The 20652-nt window shown below is 34.7% G+C and carries 20 protein-coding genes; 7 read left to right on the top strand and 13 right to left on the bottom strand.

Going from position 1 to position 20652, the window contains the following annotated elements:
* Positions 1-103: 103 nt before the first annotated feature.
* Positions 104-1219 carry a UDP-galactopyranose mutase gene (gene glf / locus CCC70_RS03225; RefSeq protein WP_287084245.1) on the bottom strand — a complete coding sequence of 372 codons (1116 nt, stop codon included), beginning with the start codon at positions 1217-1219 and terminating at the stop codon, positions 104-106.
* 318 nt (positions 1220-1537) lie between these two features.
* On the opposite strand from glf (CCC70_RS03225), the gene CCC70_RS03220 reads away from it, so the two are divergent.
* Positions 1538-2404, top strand: a complete 867-nt coding sequence (locus CCC70_RS03220) for an Rpn family recombination-promoting nuclease/putative transposase (RefSeq protein ID WP_287084244.1) — start codon at positions 1538-1540, stop codon at positions 2402-2404.
* Between the two features lie 91 nt (positions 2405-2495).
* Here CCC70_RS03220 and CCC70_RS03215 read toward each other — a convergent pair whose 3' ends face one another.
* The 4 genes from CCC70_RS03215 to CCC70_RS03200 form a co-directional block, all read right to left on the bottom strand.
* The gene (locus tag CCC70_RS03215) at positions 2496-3518 is read right to left on the bottom strand and encodes an acyltransferase family protein (RefSeq protein WP_287084243.1); all 1023 of its coding nucleotides are present in this window, start codon (positions 3516-3518) and stop codon (positions 2496-2498) included.
* A gap of 242 nt (positions 3519-3760) precedes the next feature.
* The gene (locus CCC70_RS03210) at positions 3761-4954 is read right to left on the bottom strand and encodes a site-specific integrase (RefSeq protein ID WP_117570047.1); all 1194 of its coding nucleotides are present in this window, start codon (positions 4952-4954) and stop codon (positions 3761-3763) included.
* A 78-nt stretch (positions 4955-5032) separates the two neighbouring features.
* The gene (locus CCC70_RS03205; protein ID WP_287084242.1) at positions 5033-5236 is read right to left on the bottom strand and encodes an excisionase; all 204 of its coding nucleotides are present in this window, start codon (positions 5234-5236) and stop codon (positions 5033-5035) included.
* Positions 5236-6297, bottom strand: coding sequence for a replication initiation factor domain-containing protein (locus CCC70_RS03200; protein WP_278278651.1), 1062 nt, complete (start codon positions 6295-6297; stop codon positions 5236-5238). Before CCC70_RS03200 ends, CCC70_RS03205 begins: the two co-directional genes overlap by 1 nt.
* Before the next feature lie 486 nt (positions 6298-6783).
* Between CCC70_RS03200 and CCC70_RS03195 the strand changes: the two genes are divergently transcribed.
* The 6 genes from CCC70_RS03195 to CCC70_RS03170 all read left to right on the top strand — a co-directional run bounded on the left by CCC70_RS03195 (position 6784) and on the right by CCC70_RS03170 (position 11281).
* Positions 6784-7419: a helix-turn-helix domain-containing protein gene (locus CCC70_RS03195; protein ID WP_005946876.1), complete on the top strand. Its 636-nt coding sequence runs from the start codon at positions 6784-6786 to the stop codon at positions 7417-7419.
* 275 nt (positions 7420-7694) lie between these two features.
* Positions 7695-8381 (top strand): class I SAM-dependent methyltransferase, encoded by a 687-nt coding sequence (locus tag CCC70_RS03190; protein ID WP_223380606.1) that lies wholly within the window; start codon positions 7695-7697, stop codon positions 8379-8381.
* A 23-nt stretch (positions 8382-8404) separates the two neighbouring features.
* Positions 8405-8965: a TetR/AcrR family transcriptional regulator gene (locus CCC70_RS03185; RefSeq protein ID WP_008728836.1), complete on the top strand. Its 561-nt coding sequence runs from the start codon at positions 8405-8407 to the stop codon at positions 8963-8965.
* Positions 8966-9040: 75 nt separating this feature from the next.
* Positions 9041-10426 (top strand): MATE family efflux transporter, encoded by a 1386-nt coding sequence (locus CCC70_RS03180; RefSeq protein WP_008728838.1) that lies wholly within the window; start codon positions 9041-9043, stop codon positions 10424-10426.
* Positions 10427-10617: 191 nt separating this feature from the next.
* Positions 10618-11037, top strand: a complete 420-nt coding sequence (locus CCC70_RS03175; RefSeq protein WP_008728841.1) for an RNA polymerase sigma factor — start codon at positions 10618-10620, stop codon at positions 11035-11037.
* A gap of 4 nt (positions 11038-11041) precedes the next feature.
* On the top strand, positions 11042-11281 hold the full coding sequence (locus CCC70_RS03170; protein ID WP_005946862.1) for a helix-turn-helix domain-containing protein: 240 nt from the start codon (positions 11042-11044) through the stop codon (positions 11279-11281).
* A gap of 248 nt (positions 11282-11529) precedes the next feature.
* On the opposite strand, the gene CCC70_RS03165 is transcribed toward CCC70_RS03170, so the two are convergent.
* From CCC70_RS03165 to CCC70_RS03130, 8 genes are all read right to left on the bottom strand, one after another.
* Positions 11530-12432, bottom strand: a complete 903-nt coding sequence (locus CCC70_RS03165; RefSeq protein ID WP_287084231.1) for a sugar phosphate nucleotidyltransferase — start codon at positions 12430-12432, stop codon at positions 11530-11532.
* Positions 12433-12456: 24 nt separating this feature from the next.
* Positions 12457-13572, bottom strand: a complete 1116-nt coding sequence (gene glf, locus CCC70_RS03160; RefSeq protein ID WP_334296280.1) for a UDP-galactopyranose mutase — start codon at positions 13570-13572, stop codon at positions 12457-12459.
* Between the two features lie 62 nt (positions 13573-13634).
* Positions 13635-14696 carry an acyltransferase family protein gene (locus CCC70_RS03155; protein WP_118368691.1) on the bottom strand — a complete coding sequence of 354 codons (1062 nt, stop codon included), beginning with the start codon at positions 14694-14696 and terminating at the stop codon, positions 13635-13637.
* A 45-nt stretch (positions 14697-14741) separates the two neighbouring features.
* Complete coding sequence (locus tag CCC70_RS03150; protein WP_147602910.1) at positions 14742-16184, bottom strand: flippase; 1443 nt, start codon at positions 16182-16184, stop codon at positions 14742-14744.
* 43 nt (positions 16185-16227) lie between these two features.
* Positions 16228-17265: an NAD-dependent epimerase/dehydratase family protein gene (locus CCC70_RS03145; RefSeq protein WP_118368689.1), complete on the bottom strand. Its 1038-nt coding sequence runs from the start codon at positions 17263-17265 to the stop codon at positions 16228-16230.
* A 50-nt stretch (positions 17266-17315) separates the two neighbouring features.
* The gene (locus tag CCC70_RS03140) at positions 17316-18044 is read right to left on the bottom strand and encodes an IspD/TarI family cytidylyltransferase (RefSeq protein WP_287084230.1); all 729 of its coding nucleotides are present in this window, start codon (positions 18042-18044) and stop codon (positions 17316-17318) included.
* A 74-nt stretch (positions 18045-18118) separates the two neighbouring features.
* Positions 18119-19498, bottom strand: coding sequence for an O-antigen polymerase (locus tag CCC70_RS03135; RefSeq protein ID WP_118368688.1), 1380 nt, complete (start codon positions 19496-19498; stop codon positions 18119-18121).
* Between the two features lie 48 nt (positions 19499-19546).
* The gene (locus tag CCC70_RS03130; protein ID WP_118368687.1) at positions 19547-20629 is read right to left on the bottom strand and encodes a galactofuranosyltransferase; all 1083 of its coding nucleotides are present in this window, start codon (positions 20627-20629) and stop codon (positions 19547-19549) included.
* Positions 20630-20652 lie beyond the last annotated feature (23 nt).

The following is a 20652-nucleotide window of genomic DNA, read 5'->3' as shown; positions in this document are numbered from 1 at the left end:
AAATCTCACTGCCATTCTATGCATAAAATCCCCTTATATTTCTCTTTTGCCTTGACTCCGAAATATAAGAGGATCTTATCATTAGTTATATCCAGTATCTTTTTTATGCAAGCTCCCGCTCACACATATCCAGCGCAGAAGCGATCACCGCATCCATGTCATAATATTTATATTCGCCAAGACGGCCGCCGAAGATCACCTTCGGTTCCTTCTCTGCAAGCTCCCTATACTGTCCGTAAAGCGCTCCGTTCTTCTCATCATTGACCGGATAATACGGCTCATCTCCAGGCTTCCACTCGGAACTGTATTCCCGGCTGATCACCGTTTTCGGAAGATCATTACCCTCCTCATCCTTTCCGAACTCAAACCATTTATGCTCGATGATACGGGTCCATGGAGTCTCCACATCCGTATAATTCACTGCTGCATTTCCCTGGAAATTAGGTTTATCCAGTGTCTCGTTCTCAAAACGCACGGAACGATACTCCAGAGTTCCCAGCTTATAGTCAAAATACGAATCAATGGCACCTGTGTAGATCACCTTCTCCGCCATTGCATCATACTGCTCTTTTTTCTCCAGATAATCCTCATTCAGCCGTACCTCGATACCGTCCAGCAGATTGGCAACCATCTTCGTATAACCACCCACCGGGATTCCCTGATACAGCGCATTGAAATAGTTATTATCAAAGGTCAGACGCACCGGAAGCCTCTTGATGATAAAAGCAGGAAGCTCCGTACATGGACGTCCCCACTGCTTCTCCGTATAGCCCTTGATCAGCTTCTCATAAATATCCGTACCTACAAGGCTGATAGCCTGTTCCTCCAGATTCGAGGGTTCCGTAATCCCTGCAGCCTGCCGCTGCTCCTCGATCTTTGCCGCAGCCTCCTCCGGAGTCACCACGCCCCACATCCTGTTAAAGGTATACATATTAAACGGAAGACTGTACAGCTCCCCGTGATAATTGGCAACCGGACTGTTGGTAAAACGATTGAAGGTGGCAAACCGGGTGATATAATCCCAGACCTTCTTATTATTGGTATGGAAAATATGCGCACCGTATTTATGCACGTTGATCCCTTCCACCTTCTCTGTATATACATTTCCCGCAATATGCGGACGCTTGTCGATCACAAACACTGACTTCCCGGCACGCTTCGCCTCCTGTGCAAAAACCGCACCGTAAAGACCGGCACCTACGATAAGATAATCGTACATTGATTTCATTCTCCCTGTTCTTTTGATGATATTATTTTAACACTGAAAAAGGGCCGCTGGCAAGACACCACTACAAAATCTAGATAAATCTTATGTAAGAATGTTATCAAACAAATCTCCGCAAGCTACAAAAATGATAAAATATCAGATATCCGCTTCTCAAACACCAAAATGTATGATACCCTGTAACTGGATCAGATAATAAACTACTCTGATCACATAAACAGATCGAAGGTGGTGAAACCTATGGGTACAAAGGATACCATCACCAAAGATTACATGGCTGACAACCGCGTTTTTGCGGACGTGTTCAACCATATGCTGTACAAAGGAAAAAACGTCATAGACCCTGACACGCTTCATCCACTGGATACCACAGTTCTCGCTGTCCCCTACGGATCCGGCACTTCAGAAGTTCCCGTCCAGAAATTCCGGGACGAATTCAAATCTCTTAATGTTATGCACGATGATTCAAGGATCTATCTTCTCCTGGGGATTGAAAATCAATCGGAAACACACTACGCAATGCCGGTCAAAAACATGGTCTATGATGCATTAGAATACGCAGGGCAGGTAGAAAATTCTGCCAGATCCCACAGAGAAGCAAAACAATGGCCCTCCACATCCGGAGAGTATCTCACCGGTTTCTACAAGGATGACCGGCTCATCCCGGTCATAACCACGGTCGTGTACTTCGGTTCCGACACCTGGAACGCTCCCAGGAGCCTCCACGAAATGCTCTCTGTCCAGGACCCCGAGATCCTTTCTCTGGTCCCGGATTACCGGATCAATCTCTTCTCACCTGCCGAGATAAAGGATGAAGAACTTGACAAACTCCAGAGCAATCTCAAAGAAGTCATGCTCTTCATCAAATATTCCAAAGATAAACGGAAGCTTCAGGAGCTTACATCACAGAGCCCCGGTTTCCGGTCACTCGAGCTCAAAGCAGCCCGGGTCATTGACTCCATAACCGGTATCAACTTACGTTTCACAGAAACAGAAGGGAGTGTTAATATGTGTCAGGCTGTTCAGGAAATGTGCGATGATGCACGTGCCGAAGGCCATCAGGAACAAGCTATGCTGACAGCACAGCGTATGCTTCAGGATCCAAGATTCTCCCCTGAAGACATCTCCAGATTTTCAGGACTTTCTCTTGAGGACGTGCTGAAATTACAGAAGAAATAGTTCGTATTGAAAATGCTCAGATCCTTTACAGAGGATCTGAGCATTTTGCTATTCTTCTGACCAAGGCAGAAGCCGATTATTATCTATTACCCTAAATCAGCTTTTTTTGTAATTTTACAATTGTGTATGTCAAAAACAAACTTATCAAAATACAAAAAACATAATTTTGAAAATAAAATGTCTTTATCCCTATAACATTCATAAGTGCTCTAATTGCAACATGAGTCAAATATAATTCATAAGACATTTTTCCAAACTGCTCCAATATCTTTACAATTCTTTTAGGCATCTTTCGCATACTTACAGCAATACAATACAGCAAAAAAATCCCCCAAAAACACATCAAAATCCTAAATCCTAGTTTTGACACAACTATTTTGGTTACCGGTAAAAAGCCGCACAGCATTATCATTACTCCAAATAAAATTCCCATTTTATCTATATTATTAATACAAGCATTCTGGTAAACTTTTTTTCCACACCAACACCCTATGAAAAAAACAAGAAATCTTCCCAATAGAATTTCTATATTTAAATTCAATACAGGAGCTACAATTCTCGGTAAAAATTGAATAACTAAAGCTATAATAAGAAGAATTAACAGTTGCCTCCAATCTGACCACTTTACATGCAATATCTTATAAACAAATGGATAAATTAAATATGCAAAAACAATAAATAACACATACCAAAAGGTTCTTGTCCCTTGTGTAAAAAATGTAACAAAGCCAAAATCAAATGCAAACATCTTGACACCTTTTTGCATGATAATAAGATCAATCACAATCCAATATGGAATAGCAACCATAAGATAAGCTGGCAAAATTCTCTTTATTCTCTTCTGAAAAAAATGCAAAATATTGGAATCTTTTGACATCGAAAAATATAATCCAACGCCGGACAGAAAAACAAAGAACTCAACTCCAACACTACCAATGAATGTGTTATACAACTTGCCTAAAAATCCCAATCCCCCTCCGGATAAATTTGAATTTGCTATATCTTCAAAAAAATGAAATATCATAATTGAAATTATCGCCACACCATAAATTGCATTACGATTTTTGCTAAATATATTCCAATTATCCTTCGAATTCATCACCGATATATTCATCACAATGTTCCTTTATTTCTTTATATATTGGGGCCATTTGCAAATGATTCTATATTCTTATATACCTTCTATATAAAATTATATATGTCTTTTTGACTATCTTTTTATATCTTCCTAAATGTCCGCAAAGCCTTATTTTATCGGCTCTACGGGCATTTTGCTTTTGTGGTAAACCTCGCATATCTAGGTCTATCTTCTTATATTTTCCCTGTCAATCGTGGTTAAAATCGTGGTAAATACTTCTATGCGATTAGACGCTGAACCTCTGATTTTGCGGTATCTATGGACGCATGAGCGTACCAGTTCATTGTGATACTAATGTTTGAATGTCCCATGATATACTGTAAATCTTTTGGGTTCATGTTCTTGCTTGCCAGTCTTGTGCAGAATGTATGGCGTAGCGTATGCGGTGTGATATGTGGCAAGGGATTGTCCTTGTGGTGCTTGTTATATTTCTTTACCATACGGACAAATAAGGCGTTGTAATCAATCGCAACTTTGGGCTTGCCTTTATGATTGACAAATAAGAAATTGCTCTGTCCGTCTATCACAAATGGTTCTGCCTTTGGGCGTTTCTTCATAACTCGTTGAAATGCCTGTATTGTTTCTCTACTTAATGGCACTTGTCTTATTCCGCTTTTCGTCTTAGGCGTTTCAATATAATAGCCCTGTTCCTTGCTCTTTAGTAACTGGTGGTCGATAATTACAACTTCATTCTTGAAATCAATATCAGCTACTGTCAGTCCGCACAGTTCCGAGATACGAAGTCCAGTCTTTAACAGTATCAGCACATCATCATAATGGTTGTGATACACATTGTCTGTCTTGATAAATGAGAGTAAGGCTTGTTCCTGTTCCTCTGTCAATGCGACTTTCTCTTTGGTATCATTTTCTAGGACTTCACTTAACTTGAAATCAAAGGGATTTTTCCTTACGCAATCGTCTTGTATGGCGATATAGAATGACGCTTTTAACGAGCGTTTATGGTTGTTAATGGTATTGTAGGAAAAGCCTTTGTCTTTCATGCGTAACGCCCATTCTTTAGCGTCAGAGGGCTTGATTGTATCAATACTCCTAGCACCTAACTTGTCCTCTTTCAATAACCGCATGAGTTGTTCCCGTTGTTTCTGTGTGCTTTTCTTCACATTTGCCCTTTGTGCGTTCTGTTTGGCATAAAGTTGGCAAAGCGTCATTTTCTTGCCTGTGCTGTCGATACCGTCCTCAATATCCCGTCTTATCTGCTGTTCCAGTTCTCGAAGTGAGGGTTTTTCCCGTTTTCCCTTTGGTGTCGGGTCTGTGGGTGTCAATCTCCAAGCATACACATATTTTGTGTTTCCAAATGCGTCCACATATTTATATAAGTATTTTCCGTCTGTTCGTTGGCTCTCTCCAGTATGCAGGATACGACCTTTGTTATCCCGTCTTTTTTCTTTCATGGTGTCTGCTCCTTTCCTTGTTGGAAAGAGCCTTGATATGACTTGTGTTCATCATAACACATACAAGGCTCATTTGCATTAGATTGCGTCCAATTTGTCAATAACCTTTTCAAACTGTCGGCGTTTAATCTGTATGCGGTTGCCATTCATAATGAGCCAGCCAGCGTCCTTGTTTTCCTCTGCCAATCGTCTTAACTTGTTTTCTCCGATACGGAAATACTTTGACGCTTCTTCAATGGTAAGGGTGTATTTTTTCCATACGGGAATATCGTTGTTGTTCATCAGATACCCCCTTTCCCATGTTTCGTGTCATACTGGATATAGGGGATAAGGTCGGTGCGGTTTATCCTCTGTAAATGGGCGGTTAATTTACTGGAAAGGGAATTGCTGTATCTTGCCCTATCAAGCATAGTTCCTACTTTTTCCAGTCCACCTAATGCGTCATGTTCTTCTAAGAAATAAAAACTTTTGACAGCGGAAATCACGCCACCCTCTGTGAGCCATTGCTGTGTTTCCTCAAGGGAATTATGCTGTTTTGGTACTTGCAGTTCCAAGACTTCCACAGCCCCCAAAAAGCGTTCCCAAAATCGACACATTTTCCATCTGCTTTTATTACTTTCGTTTCTGTTTGGTACGACAAAGCGTAGGTTGTTTGCCAGCAGTCCGAAAGCCAGTTCCCCAAGTTCCAGCGGTCTGTCTTTGAATGTCATGGCAAAAACATGAGCCTTATCATCACGCAGTTGCATTTCTGTCCGTTTCCAACTGCCAACTTCATCAAGTGTCTTATTATGTTTTGAACAGACTTCCTTATCCTTATCATAAAAGCGGTAGGACAATCCCGATTTTCCAGCACCGATATAAACGGTCTTTGCAGTGTCGAAATCATCAAACTTGCTTTCGTCAAAGTGGTAGCCCTCACTATTCGAGATAAATTCCTCTTTTTCACATTTCTTCTTTATCTGCTCTATGGTAAAGAATGGCTTTTCGTTCCTATCATCAATGGCAATATCAAGTCTTGTGAAATGGAAGTTATCCAGTCCGTATCTTCGCTCACAGCGTCGGAACATATCCCCAAAGGTATAATTCCTACTGTCGAGAATACGGAAAATATCATCACAACCTCTGCCAGTCATAACAAGATAACAGCCTAGCCCTTGTGGATTGTCCTCTGTCTTTCTTGCGTCCCCCGATACATAAATATCTCCAATCTGCCAGCGTGCCTGATAGGTCTTGAATTTAACGCTTGCCGGATAGACATTGAAAATGTCAGTCGGTAAACCTAAAATGTGCATGATAACATCTTCTGCGGTTGCAGTATCAAATACAATGCTGATGTAATCAATCTTAACGGATAAATTTTTGTGTGTAGTTATAGTGCATTACTCCTTTCGTACTTCCCGTTTTTTTGCGAGGTAAAAATCGTGTTTTTTCCTTTATTTATCACAGTTTCTAGGTACTATGACATGTATGCGCAGGGCGGTGTTACATATACGCCCTCTGCGAACGCCTTTAGGCGTTCCTTTTCCAAAAGGAACTGTCTGTCCGAACACGTCTGGGGGACGTGCCCCGTCCAGCCAGCCCCTTTTGGAAACCACTATTTTCGGTCTGATAGTCCATGCTTATTCATGCTATCAAAGTGAAAATGTATCTTCTCTATGCTTACTCAAGCGTGTGATTGACCTTATCGTGCTTAATCACTCTATCTGATACGATAATAACGCCATTAGAATTACTTGTCAAGAAGTTTTTGTTGACTTTTAGATGTAGATTAAGTATGATATGCTTATAAATACCAAGAAAAGCAACGAAAGGAGCGGTTATACTAAGTTATGGAGCATTACGAAAAGAAAATCAGTTTCTTAGGAGAGAACATACAGACCATAAGAAAACACAGAGGAATGAAACAACAGGAACTTGCGGATAAAATCGGTATCAATATGCAGAGCCTTTCCAAGATTGAACGAGGTGTGAATTTTCCTACCTTCGATACATTAGAAAAGATAATGGACGTGCTGGGTGTAATGCCCAATGAATTATTATCGGGAGAATGGAAGTATGTTAATCAATCCGAAAAGGAAGTCTGCCAGTTTTTAAGAATTGAAGAACGATTAAATGCAGAACTAAAACATGGACATTATGACAACTTCTTTGACAGCGAGGAAGAATGGCTGGAATATGAGTTGGAAAAGTTACGGGAATATATTACCGACTACATCAACGGGAAAAGTATTGTAGCGTCCGACCTTTATCCAATCAAAGAATTTATCCAGCATTTGAAGTTTCAAAAACTGTTAGACCGCTATGATGATTTATACAGCATGGATATGTTCGGGGAAAGCATAGAGGGACATAAATATAGGACACCTTATCAAGTCGTAAAAATGATAAACCCCAATTCAAAAGAAGATATGGAATTATTACGGGAAGTATTGAAAAATAACCATTTTGATGATGAGGACGAATAACTTTTTCCCTCTTTGTAGAAGATACAGCAAACAAAAAGCCCAGTAAAGAGTGCAAAGCACCACCAATGGTGGCAAGGCTCTTGACAGGGCTTTTTCTTTTCTGTGGAGGGTAATCAAGAGGAAGAAAAGATAAAATTTGATTTGTGGTAAATCGGATAATATCAATGAAATTGTCACGGTACAAATTTGGGCTATATAAGGAATAGTAACTGGAAGATTGTAGGGTAATCAAAAAGGCGTGTATTTTAAATCAGAGATACACGTCTTTGAAATGAATGAAATTCAATGAATTTTATTCATTGACAATCGTTCATTCACGAGATATAATTTTAGTGAAAGGAGTTGATTACATGAATATTACGAAACAAAAATCACAAAAGACTTTTGATAAGCAAGCTGCCGATTATGATACAAATATTCAGGGGGAACATGCTCGAAAACTCTATAAGCCGATTATAGAAAATTTAAAAAATAAGAATATACATTCTATATTAGATTTAGGTTGTGGAACGGGTGCGTTACTTAAAGAAATAAAAGAATTAAATATAGCAGAACAACTATTTGGAATAGATATATCTCCCAATATGCTTGAAATTGCAAAAAATAAACTAGGAAATGATGCAACACTTATCTTAGGCGACTCTGAGAGATTACCTTTTGAAGATAGTTCTTTTGACGCCATTGTATGTAATGACTCATTTCATCATTATCCACAACCAGATATTGTAGAGAAAGAAGTGTCTAGGTGTTTAAAGCAAAATGGAGTTTTCATTATCGGTGATTGTTGGCAACCAATCGGAGCAAGACAGATAATGAATTACTATATGAAACACAGCAATAGTGGAGATGTAAAGATTTATTCAAAAAAGGAAATGTTGTTATTATTATCAAAAGACTTCCACGAAATTGAATGGAAATCTTTTGGCACAAGATCTTGTTTAATTATAGCATACAATAATTAAACCGCAAGAAAGGAAAGAAAACAATGCGTATTTCAAAAGAACCAGAGGAACGTAAACAAGAAATTTTAGAAACAGCCATTAAATTATTTAGTGTAAATGGGTTTGAAAAAACTTCAATATCAGACATAGCAAAAGAAATTGGAATAGCACAAGGATTATGTTATAGATATTTCCCATCAAAAGATGTACTTTTTCAGTCTGCTATCAATGAATATTCAAATATTTTAGTCGCCAATATGACAAAAAATATAAATATAAAAAAGGATAGTTTAAAAGATATTTTGCGGAAGATGATACTTTTTGCAGAACAAGAAGATGATACATATTATCCAGTTTTTCATAATAACCAAAATAAAAATTTCCATAATTTATTAACATTGAATGTATGTGAAAAACTTTTTCCTATTGTATCTGAAATTATTGAAAGAGCAAATTACACAAATGAAATACAAGTCAATGATGTTGAAATGTATGCCAGTTTTTGCATATATGGACAACTAGGAATTATTTTAAATACCGATATATCAATTAAAGAAAAGAGTTCACGGATAAAGGCATTTTTTAGGGACTTGTTTAGGCTTTAAATCTTCCCCTGCCAAAAGGCAGGGAATATTTAAATAAATTAAATGAATAATTTTCATTCAATAGGAGGAATTAAAATGAACAAAAATATTGATTTTGTAAACGGAAACACAAAAAAATGTTTACTTGAAATGACTGTTCCTATGATAATAGCTATGTTTTTAAATATGGCATATAATCTCGTAGACAGTCTTTGGATTGGAAATTTGTTAGGTGAGCAGGCATACGCAGCATTAACAAACTCGACACCTATTATTTTAATCTTAACTTCAATTGGTATGGGAGCAACAAACGGGTTAGCCATTCTATTATCACAGGTAATTGGTGCGAAAAATGAGCAAAAGAAAAAGAATATTATAGTTACTTCTTTTTTTGTATCTATAATTCTTTCAGTGTTTATGACAATTGTGTTGGAGATTTTTTTAGAGCCTATTTTGATAGTTTTAAATACACCGACTGAAATTTTTGATATGGCAAAAAATTACTTATCTATATATGCTTTGGGATATGTAGCAGTTTATTTGTATTTATACTTTACAGCCATTTTAAGAAGTTTTGGCAATACTATGTTTCAAGCAGTTGCAATGCTTGTGTCTACTTTATTGAATGCTATTTTAGATCCTATTTTCATTAACATAATTGGATTTCACGGAGCGGCAATCGCAACCTTAATATCACAGATTATTTGTTTGGCGTTTATGTGCATTTATATTTATCGTAAAAAATTATTTAACCTTTCACTATCTGATTTTGATACAAAAGAGATTATGCCGTTTGTAAAAAATGCTGTGCCGTCTGTCATTCAACAAAGTATTCCTGCTATTAGTACAACATTTTTAACTGCTATTGTTAGTACTTATAGTATTTCTGCTATTGCTGGCTACGGAGTTGCTGGAAAATTAGAAATGATATTATTTTATCCTGCTATGGCTCTTAATATGGTGTTGACTTCAATCGTAGGGCAATGTATTGGAGCACAACGTATCGACAGAGCAAAGAATTATCTGAAATTGGCGTTAAAATATGGTATTGTTGTTTCAAGTGTATTATCAGCAGTTGTTATTTTCTTCTCTAAACAGTTGGCAAAATTGTTTGTTTCCAACGTAGCTGTAACAAATGTTGTCAGCCATTATTTTTTAATTGTTAGTATCGGTTATGTTCTTTACACTATTACTAGTTGCTACTTAGGTACTTTAAATGGTATAGGAAAACCAACAAAAAGTATGATACTAATGATATTCTACTATATTATTATTCGTATTCCTTTTGCCTATCTATTATCTTGGCTGGCAGAAAATTTAAATGGTGTTTGGATAGCGATTTTAATCAGTCACATAGTCGCCTGCATTATAACTATTTTAACAAGTAATCAAATTATTAAGCGGTTATATGGAAAACTTTATGATAGGACTAAAAAAGCAAGATATAAAAGCATTGAAAGTAACTGCTGTGGAAAGTTTTAGGAATAATCTTATACGATTATGCACTACCTAACAGCATTTTATCAACAACTAAATATTTTACAATATTAAAAGTTCGTACAGACGGTATATTTTGTACGGACTTTTTTCTTGTTCTTCTTTTTGTATTTTCCAAAGATATAGACGGTATCTCCGTTTATATATTTCAGCGTATGCGGAAAGGAGGTGAGATTATGAACCCATCTTCTTTCGAGCATATCGTTAGAATACAGTTTAATGCTTTGATGATGACTGTTATTAAATGCACAGTAAAAAACAGAAACAGACAGTTTGCAAGACGTTCTAAGCGTGAAGTTTTATTCTGTGAATTATCAGATACGAAAAATGTTGAATGTGTAACTAAGGATAACTATTCTTGTGATTACATTTCGTTTGAAGTCTTGAATTTTACAATTCAAATATCAAATGAGAAACTTGCTGTTGCTTTATATAAGTTATCGAATAAAGAGCGTGATGTAATTCTATTACGCTATTTTCAAAGTATGAGCGACCAAGAAATAGCCGAATTATATCATGTATCACGTTCTGCTATTTATCGCAGAAGAAGTAACGGATTGAAGAAACTAAAAACAGTATTGAAAGAAAGGAATTGAACCAATGAAAAAAGAATATGGCTACCCTACATTAAAAGTAATATGTCAAGCGTCTGCTGGAAATGAAACTGCCATAAGAGAGATTTTGAAGTTTTATGACGCTTATATATGTAAATTATGCTTGCGTCCGTTTTACCACTCTGAAAGTGGTAAAATCATTATGCAGGTTGATGAAGAATTAAAAGGTCAAATCCATACAGAAATGATGAAAGCAATCTTGAAATTTGAAATCAGAGTAAAATAATCATACTACATGAATGAAAAACGGGAGATACACAGATATTTGTGCTATCTCCCATGTTGTTTTTGTGTCATATCAAGGCTCATTCAATCGTGGTAAATTCGTGGTAAAATGAATAGTTTTCTATACTTCAAAATGTTTGAAAGTATAGTGTTTATGCGGATAATCAAAAATCAGATATAAAATTTATAATAAATAATAGTAACATTATCCCCATTTACTGACGGTCTCGCTTTTATACAAAAAAACTCTTATAAATCAGCAAAAAGCTCTTCTCTGTAAATTCCTTTTTCCAACATCTCTCTGAAACTATCCTTCACTGCAGCAACATCCTCTTTATAAGTCATACCATACCAAGTATCATTGGTACGAAGAACCTTTACGGATATCCTTCCTTCTGCCAGAAGTTCTCCAATAAATGTTGGAATCAAAAATTCCGCCTTTATAAGATTCTCCGGAACCACTTTTTCAAAAAAATATTGAAAACCACTTTCCAGCGTTTTCAGGAACTCCGGTGCCAATCCCCACATATTCATAGAAACAAGTGATTCTGTATCCAGCTTTACGCCGTCCGCCTCGGCACCTTCTGCATTCTTTACAATATTGGAAGTCTCCACAATCTCCGTCAGATTATTATACTCATCCATTTTGCAGATACCACGTGTCACACCACCATTATCAGACAACGTATTCTTCAACACAAAACCAGCCATGCAGGACTGGCCTCCTTTTACAAGATAATCATGAATCTCACGGAATCCTTCTTTTCCATAATAATCATCTGCATTGATCACAACAAAAGGCGTTGTCAAAACATCCTTTGCAGCCAGAACCGCCTGTCCGGTACCCCAAGGCTTCGTACGGCCTTCCGGAAGTTCTCCCGGAATATCGTTGATATCCTGGAAAACATACTCCACAGTAACAGAATGCGCCTTGCAGACCGCCTCGATCCGATTCCCGATCACATCCTTAAATTCATTTTCAATATCCTTTCGGATAATAAAAACCACCTTGTTAAAACCTGCTTCGATTGCGTCATGAATCGAATAATCCATGATGATATGGCCCTGTTCATCAACCGGCTCCAGCTGTTTGATACCACCGCAAAAACGGGAACCGATACCAGCAGCCATGATAAGTAATGTTGTTTGCATTTAATTTCCCCTCATTTCCTGATCTTAATGCAATTCTTTTTCACAGCGGTCTAATACAGCCGCAATAACCTGATCCATGTCATAATATTTATATTCACCAAGACGTCCGCCAAAAATCACATTTGTCTCAGCTTCTGCCAGCTTTTTATACTCTGCGTAAAGAGCTCCATTCTTTTCATCGTTAACAGGATAATACGGCTCATCCCCCGGCTTCCACTCAGAACTGAATTCTCGGCTGATCACTGTCTTAGGAAGATCGTTACCTTCCTCATCCTTACCAAATTCAAACCATTTATGCTCAATGATACGCGTCCATGGAGTTTCCCGATCCGTATAATTCACAGCTGCATTTCCCTGGAAATTCGGTTTATCCAGAGTTTCTGTTTCAAAACGCACGGAACGATATTCCAGTGTACCAAGCTTATAATCAAAATATGCATCGATCGGACCTGTGTAAACTACTTTTTCAGCCATCGCATCTAATTCATCTTTGTTTTCCAGATAATCTGTACTCAAACGAACCTCAATACCTTCCAGAAGATTTGCTACCATCTTCGTGTAACCTCCAACTGGGATACCCTGATACAAAGCATTAAAATAGTTATTATCAAATGTCAGACGAACCGGCAGACGTTTAATAATAAACGAAGGAAGATCCTTACAGTCACGTCCCCACTGTTTCTCGGTATAACCCTTGATCAACTTTTCATAAATGTCACGTCCGACCAGTGAAATTGCCTGCTCTTCCAGATTCTTTGGTTCTGTAATTCCAGCTTCTTTTCTCTGCTCCTCAATCTTCGCTGCAGCTTCCTCCGGTGTTACCACACCCCACATTTTATTAAATGTATACATATTAAAAGGAAGACTGTAAAGTTCCCCTTTATAATTAGCGACCGGGCTGTTTGTAAACCTGTTGAACTCTGCAAACTGAGTGATATAATTCCATACTTTCTTGTTGTTAGTATGGAAAATATGTGCTCCATATTTATGTACGTTAATACCTTCTGTTTTCTCTGTGTAAACATTTCCAGCAATATTCGGTCGCTTGTCTACTACAAGAACTGTCTTTCCTGATTTTTTTGCTTCGTGCGCGAAGATTGCTCCGTATAAGCCGGAACCTACTACTAAATAATTGTACATCATTTTAATTTCTCCCTGTTATCAATTTCTTTAGTTACATCTTTAACTTTCTATCTGCCTTATTAATATAAATATTTCAAATTAAATTTTTTTAATATCCATGTAATACCTATTGCTATTATTGGTGTTATAACAATTCTTGAAAAATATATTATTGCTGCCCCGAACTCTGAACCAAAAAATTCAATTCCACAAAAACGATAAAACCAAAATAAAAATAAATAATTTAATGGTTCTGCATACAAATATATTCCCATTCCATAGTCACTCAATGACTTTATTGCTCTACCATTTATTTTTATATGCCTTACTATATAGTTTAAAACTATCAACATAAAAAATGGACATACAATATACGAACTCAAAAAATGGAAAAAATGAATCTTTACTATTTTATCGACAATAAAAGATAAACATACCAGCCCAAACAAACATAATATCGATGAATCTTTCCAAATATTATGTTTTTTCAACCACTCAATCATATTTTCCAATCTATATCCCAGATAAAACCATAAAAGATAATATAAAGGATCTCCCAAAACGTGATATTGATCCAATCCTTTATATAAGATTACTCCTATGCACCAACAAAAGCTAACTATAACTATTTGCTTTTTTGTTTCTAATTTACAAACAAAACTTGCAATGACAAACACAAAAAACAAACATTCTAAATACCATAAATATACACATGAAGGAAAAATCAACTGCAATAGCATTCCCTTTATACTAACACCATGGTAATAACCCGAAAAATATTTAACAGGTAAATTCCAGAAAATCCATACAGCAATAAATGGAACCAGTAACCTTTTTGTCTTTTTTATAATAGTTCCCCTGGTATTAATATTCTTTTTCAATGAAAAAAGACTTCCAGATAGCGCTATAAATGCTGGCATATGAAATGTATAAATAAAATTTGTTAAAATGCTTGTAATTTTATGAAACATTGTATCAGATATAGACGCATCTGACATCATAGTTCCGTAATTAATGCCTCCAAATTTTGTAGTTATATTATAATATGTCCCGTGACCTATAACTACCAAAGCTACCAATATAATTCTTAATATATCCTTATCTTCTTGCCGATATATGTTGTTTTTGTTTACATTTTCCATTCTTTTTATTTAATCTCTCCCTTTCATCATTTAATGCAACAGATATTATATTATTTTATTTTTTATTGTATTAAAAATTTCAAGAAACAGTTCTTCTTTCAAAATCAGTAATACAAATCCATATGCACCAAAAAAAAGAAGTGATGATATTACTAATGAAAAAAAACATTCTAAATTTAATATTTTCACCCACAAAGATACAATACTACCGACAGACAATGCAATTAATATTTTTATATAATGTATCTGTCGAAAAGTATTCAAAATTTCATCTTTTAACGCATAAAACTGGACAACAAAAACTGCAAACTCAGCAACCAATGTACCTATTGCAGCTCCCGTTGACGCATAAACCGGGATCAATAGTGCATTGATAATGACATCCACGACAGCACCAACAATCTCAGAATATAATACAATTTTCTCTCGTCCTGTTGGTACAAGTATCTGAATTCCAAGTATATTTGTAATACCAATTAATAAAAGAGTTGGCATAATCACCTGCATGGGTATAATAGAGCCAACATAATTATTACCTGACAAAAAGAAAATCCCTTCTTTTGCAAAATAAATAAAATATACAAACAAAGGTGTTGCCATTAAAAAGACAAAATTCAATGCCTTTCTTGTAATTCTATGAAACTCTTTCAATTCTCCTCTTTGTATATAATAAGATGCTCTAGGCAACAATACTGTCCCTAATGATGTTACAACACTCACAAGGATTACTTTAATTTTTACTGCTGCATTATAATATCCCACATCTGTATCTGTTGTCATAAATCCCAACATTACCGTATCAAGATTTGTATATATTGTTGTTGCACATGACATAGCAAAGAATATCAATACTGGTTTTAGGTGTCGTCTAAAATTGTAATTTCCAACAGGCTTCAGATTTATAAATTTATGTGCATTAATCAAATTTAAAATATTCGATGCAGAAGCTGCAAAAATTGTTATTCCACCATAAATAACATAATCCGTCTGTTTATGTACGAGAAAGAACATAAAAATCAGTGCGATAAATTTGAAAATAACTGATCGTACTGTGATATAAGTATACTGTTCCAAGGCTTTATATAACCATTCCATGCCGATAGATGTCAAAATAATGTTAAAACTCAATATTACATACAATTCTTTTTCACATCTAAATTTAGGTACATAAAACAACAATATAATCAATACCATATAAGAAATCATACTCATGATTATATTAATGATCAAAAGTTCCTGTGCCACCTTGGAAAGTTTCTCACGATTATCCCTAACTTTTGCACACGCCCGAATTCCATATGTAGGAATACCTAATTGAGCAAACATAGAAAAATATGTAATAACAGATGTTGCCATCGACACTTTTCCTGTTCCAACTGGCAATAAAACTCTTGATACATACGGAAAAGTTATCAATGGAAAAATGAAAGAAGACATTGTCAGAATTATATTCATAACAAAATTTAGTTTTATTGATTTCTTTTTCATTTATTTTTTCTACTCTCTTACTTATAAGATTTTCGTACTTACTCTATATTTCCTCAATCTTCATCTGTTCAATCATTCTCTTATATGCATCCTCTAAGCCTATTTCTGGTGTCCACCCTAAAGCTTGTAATTTATCAGAATTTAACTTCATTTTCGTATCTTCTGCATAACCAAATACATTATCTTTAGGAATATCGTATATTACTTTAATTTTCCCATTTGAAATTTTATCCGCAACCATATGCGCCATTTCTGCAATTGTAGTATGTGATTTTGGATTTGCCACATTATATGCTTCACCATTTTCTCCGTAAAGTAAAATTATAAATAATCCTAAAACACAATCTCGAGTATAACAATAATTTCCTTCCGATAATCCTCTCGTATGCAATACTATATCTCTTCCTGAAATTACGCTTTTAGCAAATTGAGCAAATACACGATTCTCCCCTGGCAAAATTCCTGCGCCAAACGTTTGTGCTAACCTAGCAATCTTGACTTTAACTCCGTATTCTCTCATATATGCAACACACATATTTTCGCATAACCGCTTACTTTCAGGATAATTACTACGTACTTTCAATGGATTAATGTAACCAATCTTATCTTCTGTTATCTCTGTATCAGAATTATTAAATGTTCCATACATTTCCATTGATGAAATATATACCATTGATTTACATTCATTTTTACAAGCAAGTTCTAAAATATTTTTTGTACCTTCTATTGCTGTAGATAATGTCTCTACTGGTTTTTCAATCATTAATTTAGATGTTGTTACAGCAGCACAATGAAAGATCCAGTCAACTTTTTTATTAACATTAATAGGAAATGTGATATCACCAACAATAAGCTCAATATTGTCCAACTCATGTCTACTATATAATTTATTTGCTTTTTCAATATTTCTCACTAATGCAATAATATGAATACCTTCTACTGCTATAAGTGCTCTTACTATTGAAGCTCCGATAAGCCCAGTTGCCCCAGTTACCAGAACAGTGGTTTCCTTCAGCTGCTCATACTGTAACGGATATTTTGCGATATATTGCAAATCATCCTCTAGCGGTCCTTTTCTCATCCAGCATCTCCTCCTTTAATTTATTTTTCTTTATAAGCTTTTTATTATCCTTATTCAAGCCCATATATTTGCTCATTTTCTTTTGCTTCAAGAATAGCTCGCATAGTATAAAAATCTTCTGGTGTTGTAATTTTAATATTTTCTCCTGGTCCATCAATCAGATAAAGATCATATCCATATCTTTGCATCATTGTGCAAGAATCAACACAATTCTTTTCACCTTCTGAAAGTGCTTTTTCATGAGCTTTCAAAATATCATCTAGCCAAAAACTTTGTGGAGCTTTGGCAACTCTTGAATTGTTCCGACTTGGGACATAATCAATTGTTGCTGTTCCCTCATTAACAACAAGTATTGTCTCTTTTACTTTAGCTGTTGTGATTGCAGAACCATATTTAATCACCGATTGAATATTATCACTAATTACTTTCTCATTAATCAATGGTCTAACGCCATCATGAATTAAAACAATGCTTTTTTCATCTTTTGCAATCTGTTTTGCAGATTTAAGACCATTGTATATGGATAATTGACCTGTTTCCCCTCCAGGAACTACAGATTTTACTTTTTCAATACGAAATTTATAAAGAAGTTTATTTAAATATGGAATCCAATCTTTTATACACACAACCACAATCGCATCTATCATAGAATGGTTTTCAAAATATTCCAATGTATGTATTATTATTGGTTTATTATACATTTCAAGAAACTGTTTCGGTCGATCTTTACTATGCATACGGCTTCCAACACCTCCAGCAAAAATCACTGCAATATTCATCCCTTGAACCTCCTAGTCTCTAGCTCGTGTTAATCAAATTCAATTATCTCTTGATTATTTGTCCATTTTTTGTTCTAATTTGTTCCCATTGGTATTACTGTTTTCTTTTGCCTTTTGAATTTAAGTTTAATCCCATGTCTATACTCCAATGCAACTCCTTTATCAATCAACACCTTATATAATATAAATGTGACTAACAAGTGCTTCACAAAACCTATTGATGCTACCGTTTCGTAAAATCTGTCTGAAAAAATCAACATAATTAAATCATTAAATAAATATGCATATATTATTATTGTAAAAGGTTTATTGTTATATATTTTTCTATAAGCACAACTAAAATATAAAGCAATTATTGCCATAAGCGGTACAATACCATCATAACCAAAATCATAATAAAACTGATAAAAGGTTGTATATACATTACCAGTATTTAATCCATTATGTTTTAAAAATGGAAGATCTAATTGATATAAATATTGACTTATTCCATATTTTCCTCCCAAGTATGTATAGATATTACGAAACACCTGACTGCCCCACAATTCAGGTGTATGACGAGTTCCTTGTAAATACGTATCCAAATTTTGTATTGGAGCTCCAATATATACATAAATTGATTCCAGAATTAGATTTAAAGTGCTATTCTCACCCGTACGATTTAAAAGCATATTGATTCCGATAAGTAATAAAATTATTCCAAAAATAATACCTACAATTTTAAATAATAACTTTGTAAAATTTCGACGTTTATTAAGTCCAAAACATATTACCGTTATTATCAAAATTGCAGTTATCATCCTAAATAATGCAGTTCTACCACCTGATAACATCTGATCAAATGCATAAATTCCCAAATATATTATCTGTATAATTTCTATTTTTTTCTTTACGGCTAAATTATTAATTAAAATATAAAGCAATACATATGCATATGCAGTTATCCAAACAATACCATGTCTATATATAAAAGATGCAGAGACTGCCTTTTCAATAAAATTATTATAATTGAACAGTGCAATGACATGGTACTTGCCGGCTATATCAAAAATTGATGAAGTACTATACCCAAACGCAGCTACAACATCTTTTATATATTTAGCATGATAAAACACTACTAGAACTTCCAAAATAAGAAATACTAGTTGAATCAAATAATTTATAGAAATATAATTTCTGGAATGTTGTTCTCCATAATTTCGAACATCAACTCTTTTCATGTAAAAAAAAGCACTAACAATTCCAAATGAAATCATTCCTAAAGCAATTACTAAAATAGTATTCAAATGAATTTCTACCTTGTACATCCTTGAAAAAAAAAGGCACAAAAATTCTGCAATTAAAAACATTTCACAAAAAACGCAAAATGGAGAAAAAATATCTACATGAGTAATTAAATACCCAAACATTAAAAATACAATTGTTACTAAAATAAGTACTATAAGATTAAACATTTTCACCTGTTCCTCATATATTAGAAGTTCAATATAACTTCACAAATATTATATACTTTGTTTCATTGCACTTTTTAAGAAATATCCTCTTCTTAATTTCCCACCAATTTTGCACGCATTAGCTTTTAATGTTTCATATTCTTCATCGAGCATATTGTCTATTATGTTTCTAATTTCATCTGTTGACTTTATTGTTATTCCACAATGATTTTTCTTAATAAAATTTGCTAATGCAGCTTCTTCCCATATAATTACAGGAATTCCAGCTGCCAAATACATTGATGTCTTATGCGGATTATTAATTTTAAGATAATCTCCATAAACTCCAGTACAAGTAGCACTGCTGTCCCCATCCCAGACCAAGCCAAAACTACCTTGTAGATTATAAATTAATTCTTCTGGATTAAATGCCCCAACATAATTTGTATTTGAAGAAGCTTTTTCTCGTTCAAAATTAATCCCATATAAATTAAAGTTACAATTTTCCGGTAAATTATATATATATCCAGCCTTGTGTTTACTCAATGCTCCCGCTATGATAACTGGACCTTTTCTGCTTAAGTTTCTCTTTTCTAATAATTCTTCATTATAATTCTCAACTAAATAATCAAATATTCCTAATATATCCATTTTATCTTTATGTATTTTCCATTTTTCATGCATAAATGACTTCATTTTTTCATTATGCACAATGATTTTACTGCAATTCTTAAATGAACTAATTTCTTCAAATCTCATTCTAATTTTTCGAGATAATGGAACATCATTTCTTAATGTAAAACGAATTGCCTCAACGTCATGTATGATTATTGAAGTATGTATTCCTCTCTTTTCCAAATTTTTTATAAGTAATGAAAACAGCATTGTATGTTCTAACAATGGAAACTGAATATATATCCAATCATTTTTTTTTATTTTTTTTAATGCATTCTTCCATAACATATAAACATCATAATGTGCTTTTATTTTTCCTAATCTTGTTTTGTTTTCACGTCCTTCTATCAGGCATGGAATCTCAATTTTTTTAAAATTATTCCACTTAAAAATAGTTTCTACATCTTGTCTGGCTTTAACTCCAGCTGTTTTTTGTATCAACTTATGTTTATCGGTTTCCACAACATAATAATTCATTTATTATATCCGCCTTTCCCTCA

The sequence above is a fragment of the Blautia sp. LMAG:89 genome (assembly GCF_008679485.1).
GTDB lineage: Bacteria > Bacillota > Clostridia > Lachnospirales > Lachnospiraceae > Blautia_A > Blautia_A fusiformis.
This window is presented reverse-complemented; position numbering and strand designations above follow the sequence as displayed.

Coding starts and splice junctions, on each gene's coding strand:
- CCC70_RS03135 (WP_118368688.1), bottom strand. CDS start 19,498: ATGTTTAATCTTATAGTACTTATTTTAGTAACAATTGTATTTTTAATG.
- glf (WP_287084245.1), bottom strand. CDS start 1,219: ATGTACGATTATCTTATCGTAGGTGCCGGTCTTTACGGTGCGGTTTTT.
- CCC70_RS03130 (WP_118368687.1), bottom strand. CDS start 20,629: ATGAATTATTATGTTGTGGAAACCGATAAACATAAGTTGATACAAAAA.
- CCC70_RS03210 (WP_117570047.1), bottom strand. CDS start 4,954: ATGAAAGAAAAAAGACGGGATAACAAAGGTCGTATCCTGCATACTGGA.
- CCC70_RS03150 (WP_147602910.1), bottom strand. CDS start 16,184: ATGAAAAAGAAATCAATAAAACTAAATTTTGTTATGAATATAATTCTG.
- CCC70_RS03190 (WP_223380606.1), top strand. CDS start 7,695: ATGAAATTCAATGAATTTTATTCATTGACAATCGTTCATTCACGAGAT.
- CCC70_RS03185 (WP_008728836.1), top strand. CDS start 8,405: ATGCGTATTTCAAAAGAACCAGAGGAACGTAAACAAGAAATTTTAGAA.
- CCC70_RS03205 (WP_287084242.1), bottom strand. CDS start 5,236: ATGAACAACAACGATATTCCCGTATGGAAAAAATACACCCTTACCATT.
- CCC70_RS03165 (WP_287084231.1), bottom strand. CDS start 12,432: ATGCAAACAACATTACTTATCATGGCTGCTGGTATCGGTTCCCGTTTT.
- CCC70_RS03155 (WP_118368691.1), bottom strand. CDS start 14,696: ATGGAAAATGTAAACAAAAACAACATATATCGGCAAGAAGATAAGGAT.
- CCC70_RS03170 (WP_005946862.1), top strand. CDS start 11,042: ATGAAAAAAGAATATGGCTACCCTACATTAAAAGTAATATGTCAAGCG.
- glf (WP_334296280.1), bottom strand. CDS start 13,572: ATGTACAATTATTTAGTAGTAGGTTCCGGCTTATACGGAGCAATCTTC.
- CCC70_RS03175 (WP_008728841.1), top strand. CDS start 10,618: ATGAACCCATCTTCTTTCGAGCATATCGTTAGAATACAGTTTAATGCT.
- CCC70_RS03215 (WP_287084243.1), bottom strand. CDS start 3,518: ATGAATATATCGGTGATGAATTCGAAGGATAATTGGAATATATTTAGC.
- CCC70_RS03220 (WP_287084244.1), top strand. CDS start 1,538: ATGCTGTACAAAGGAAAAAACGTCATAGACCCTGACACGCTTCATCCA.
- CCC70_RS03140 (WP_287084230.1), bottom strand. CDS start 18,044: ATGAATATTGCAGTGATTTTTGCTGGAGGTGTTGGAAGCCGTATGCAT.
- CCC70_RS03180 (WP_008728838.1), top strand. CDS start 9,041: ATGAACAAAAATATTGATTTTGTAAACGGAAACACAAAAAAATGTTTA.
- CCC70_RS03145 (WP_118368689.1), bottom strand. CDS start 17,265: ATGAGAAAAGGACCGCTAGAGGATGATTTGCAATATATCGCAAAATAT.
- CCC70_RS03195 (WP_005946876.1), top strand. CDS start 6,784: ATGGAGCATTACGAAAAGAAAATCAGTTTCTTAGGAGAGAACATACAG.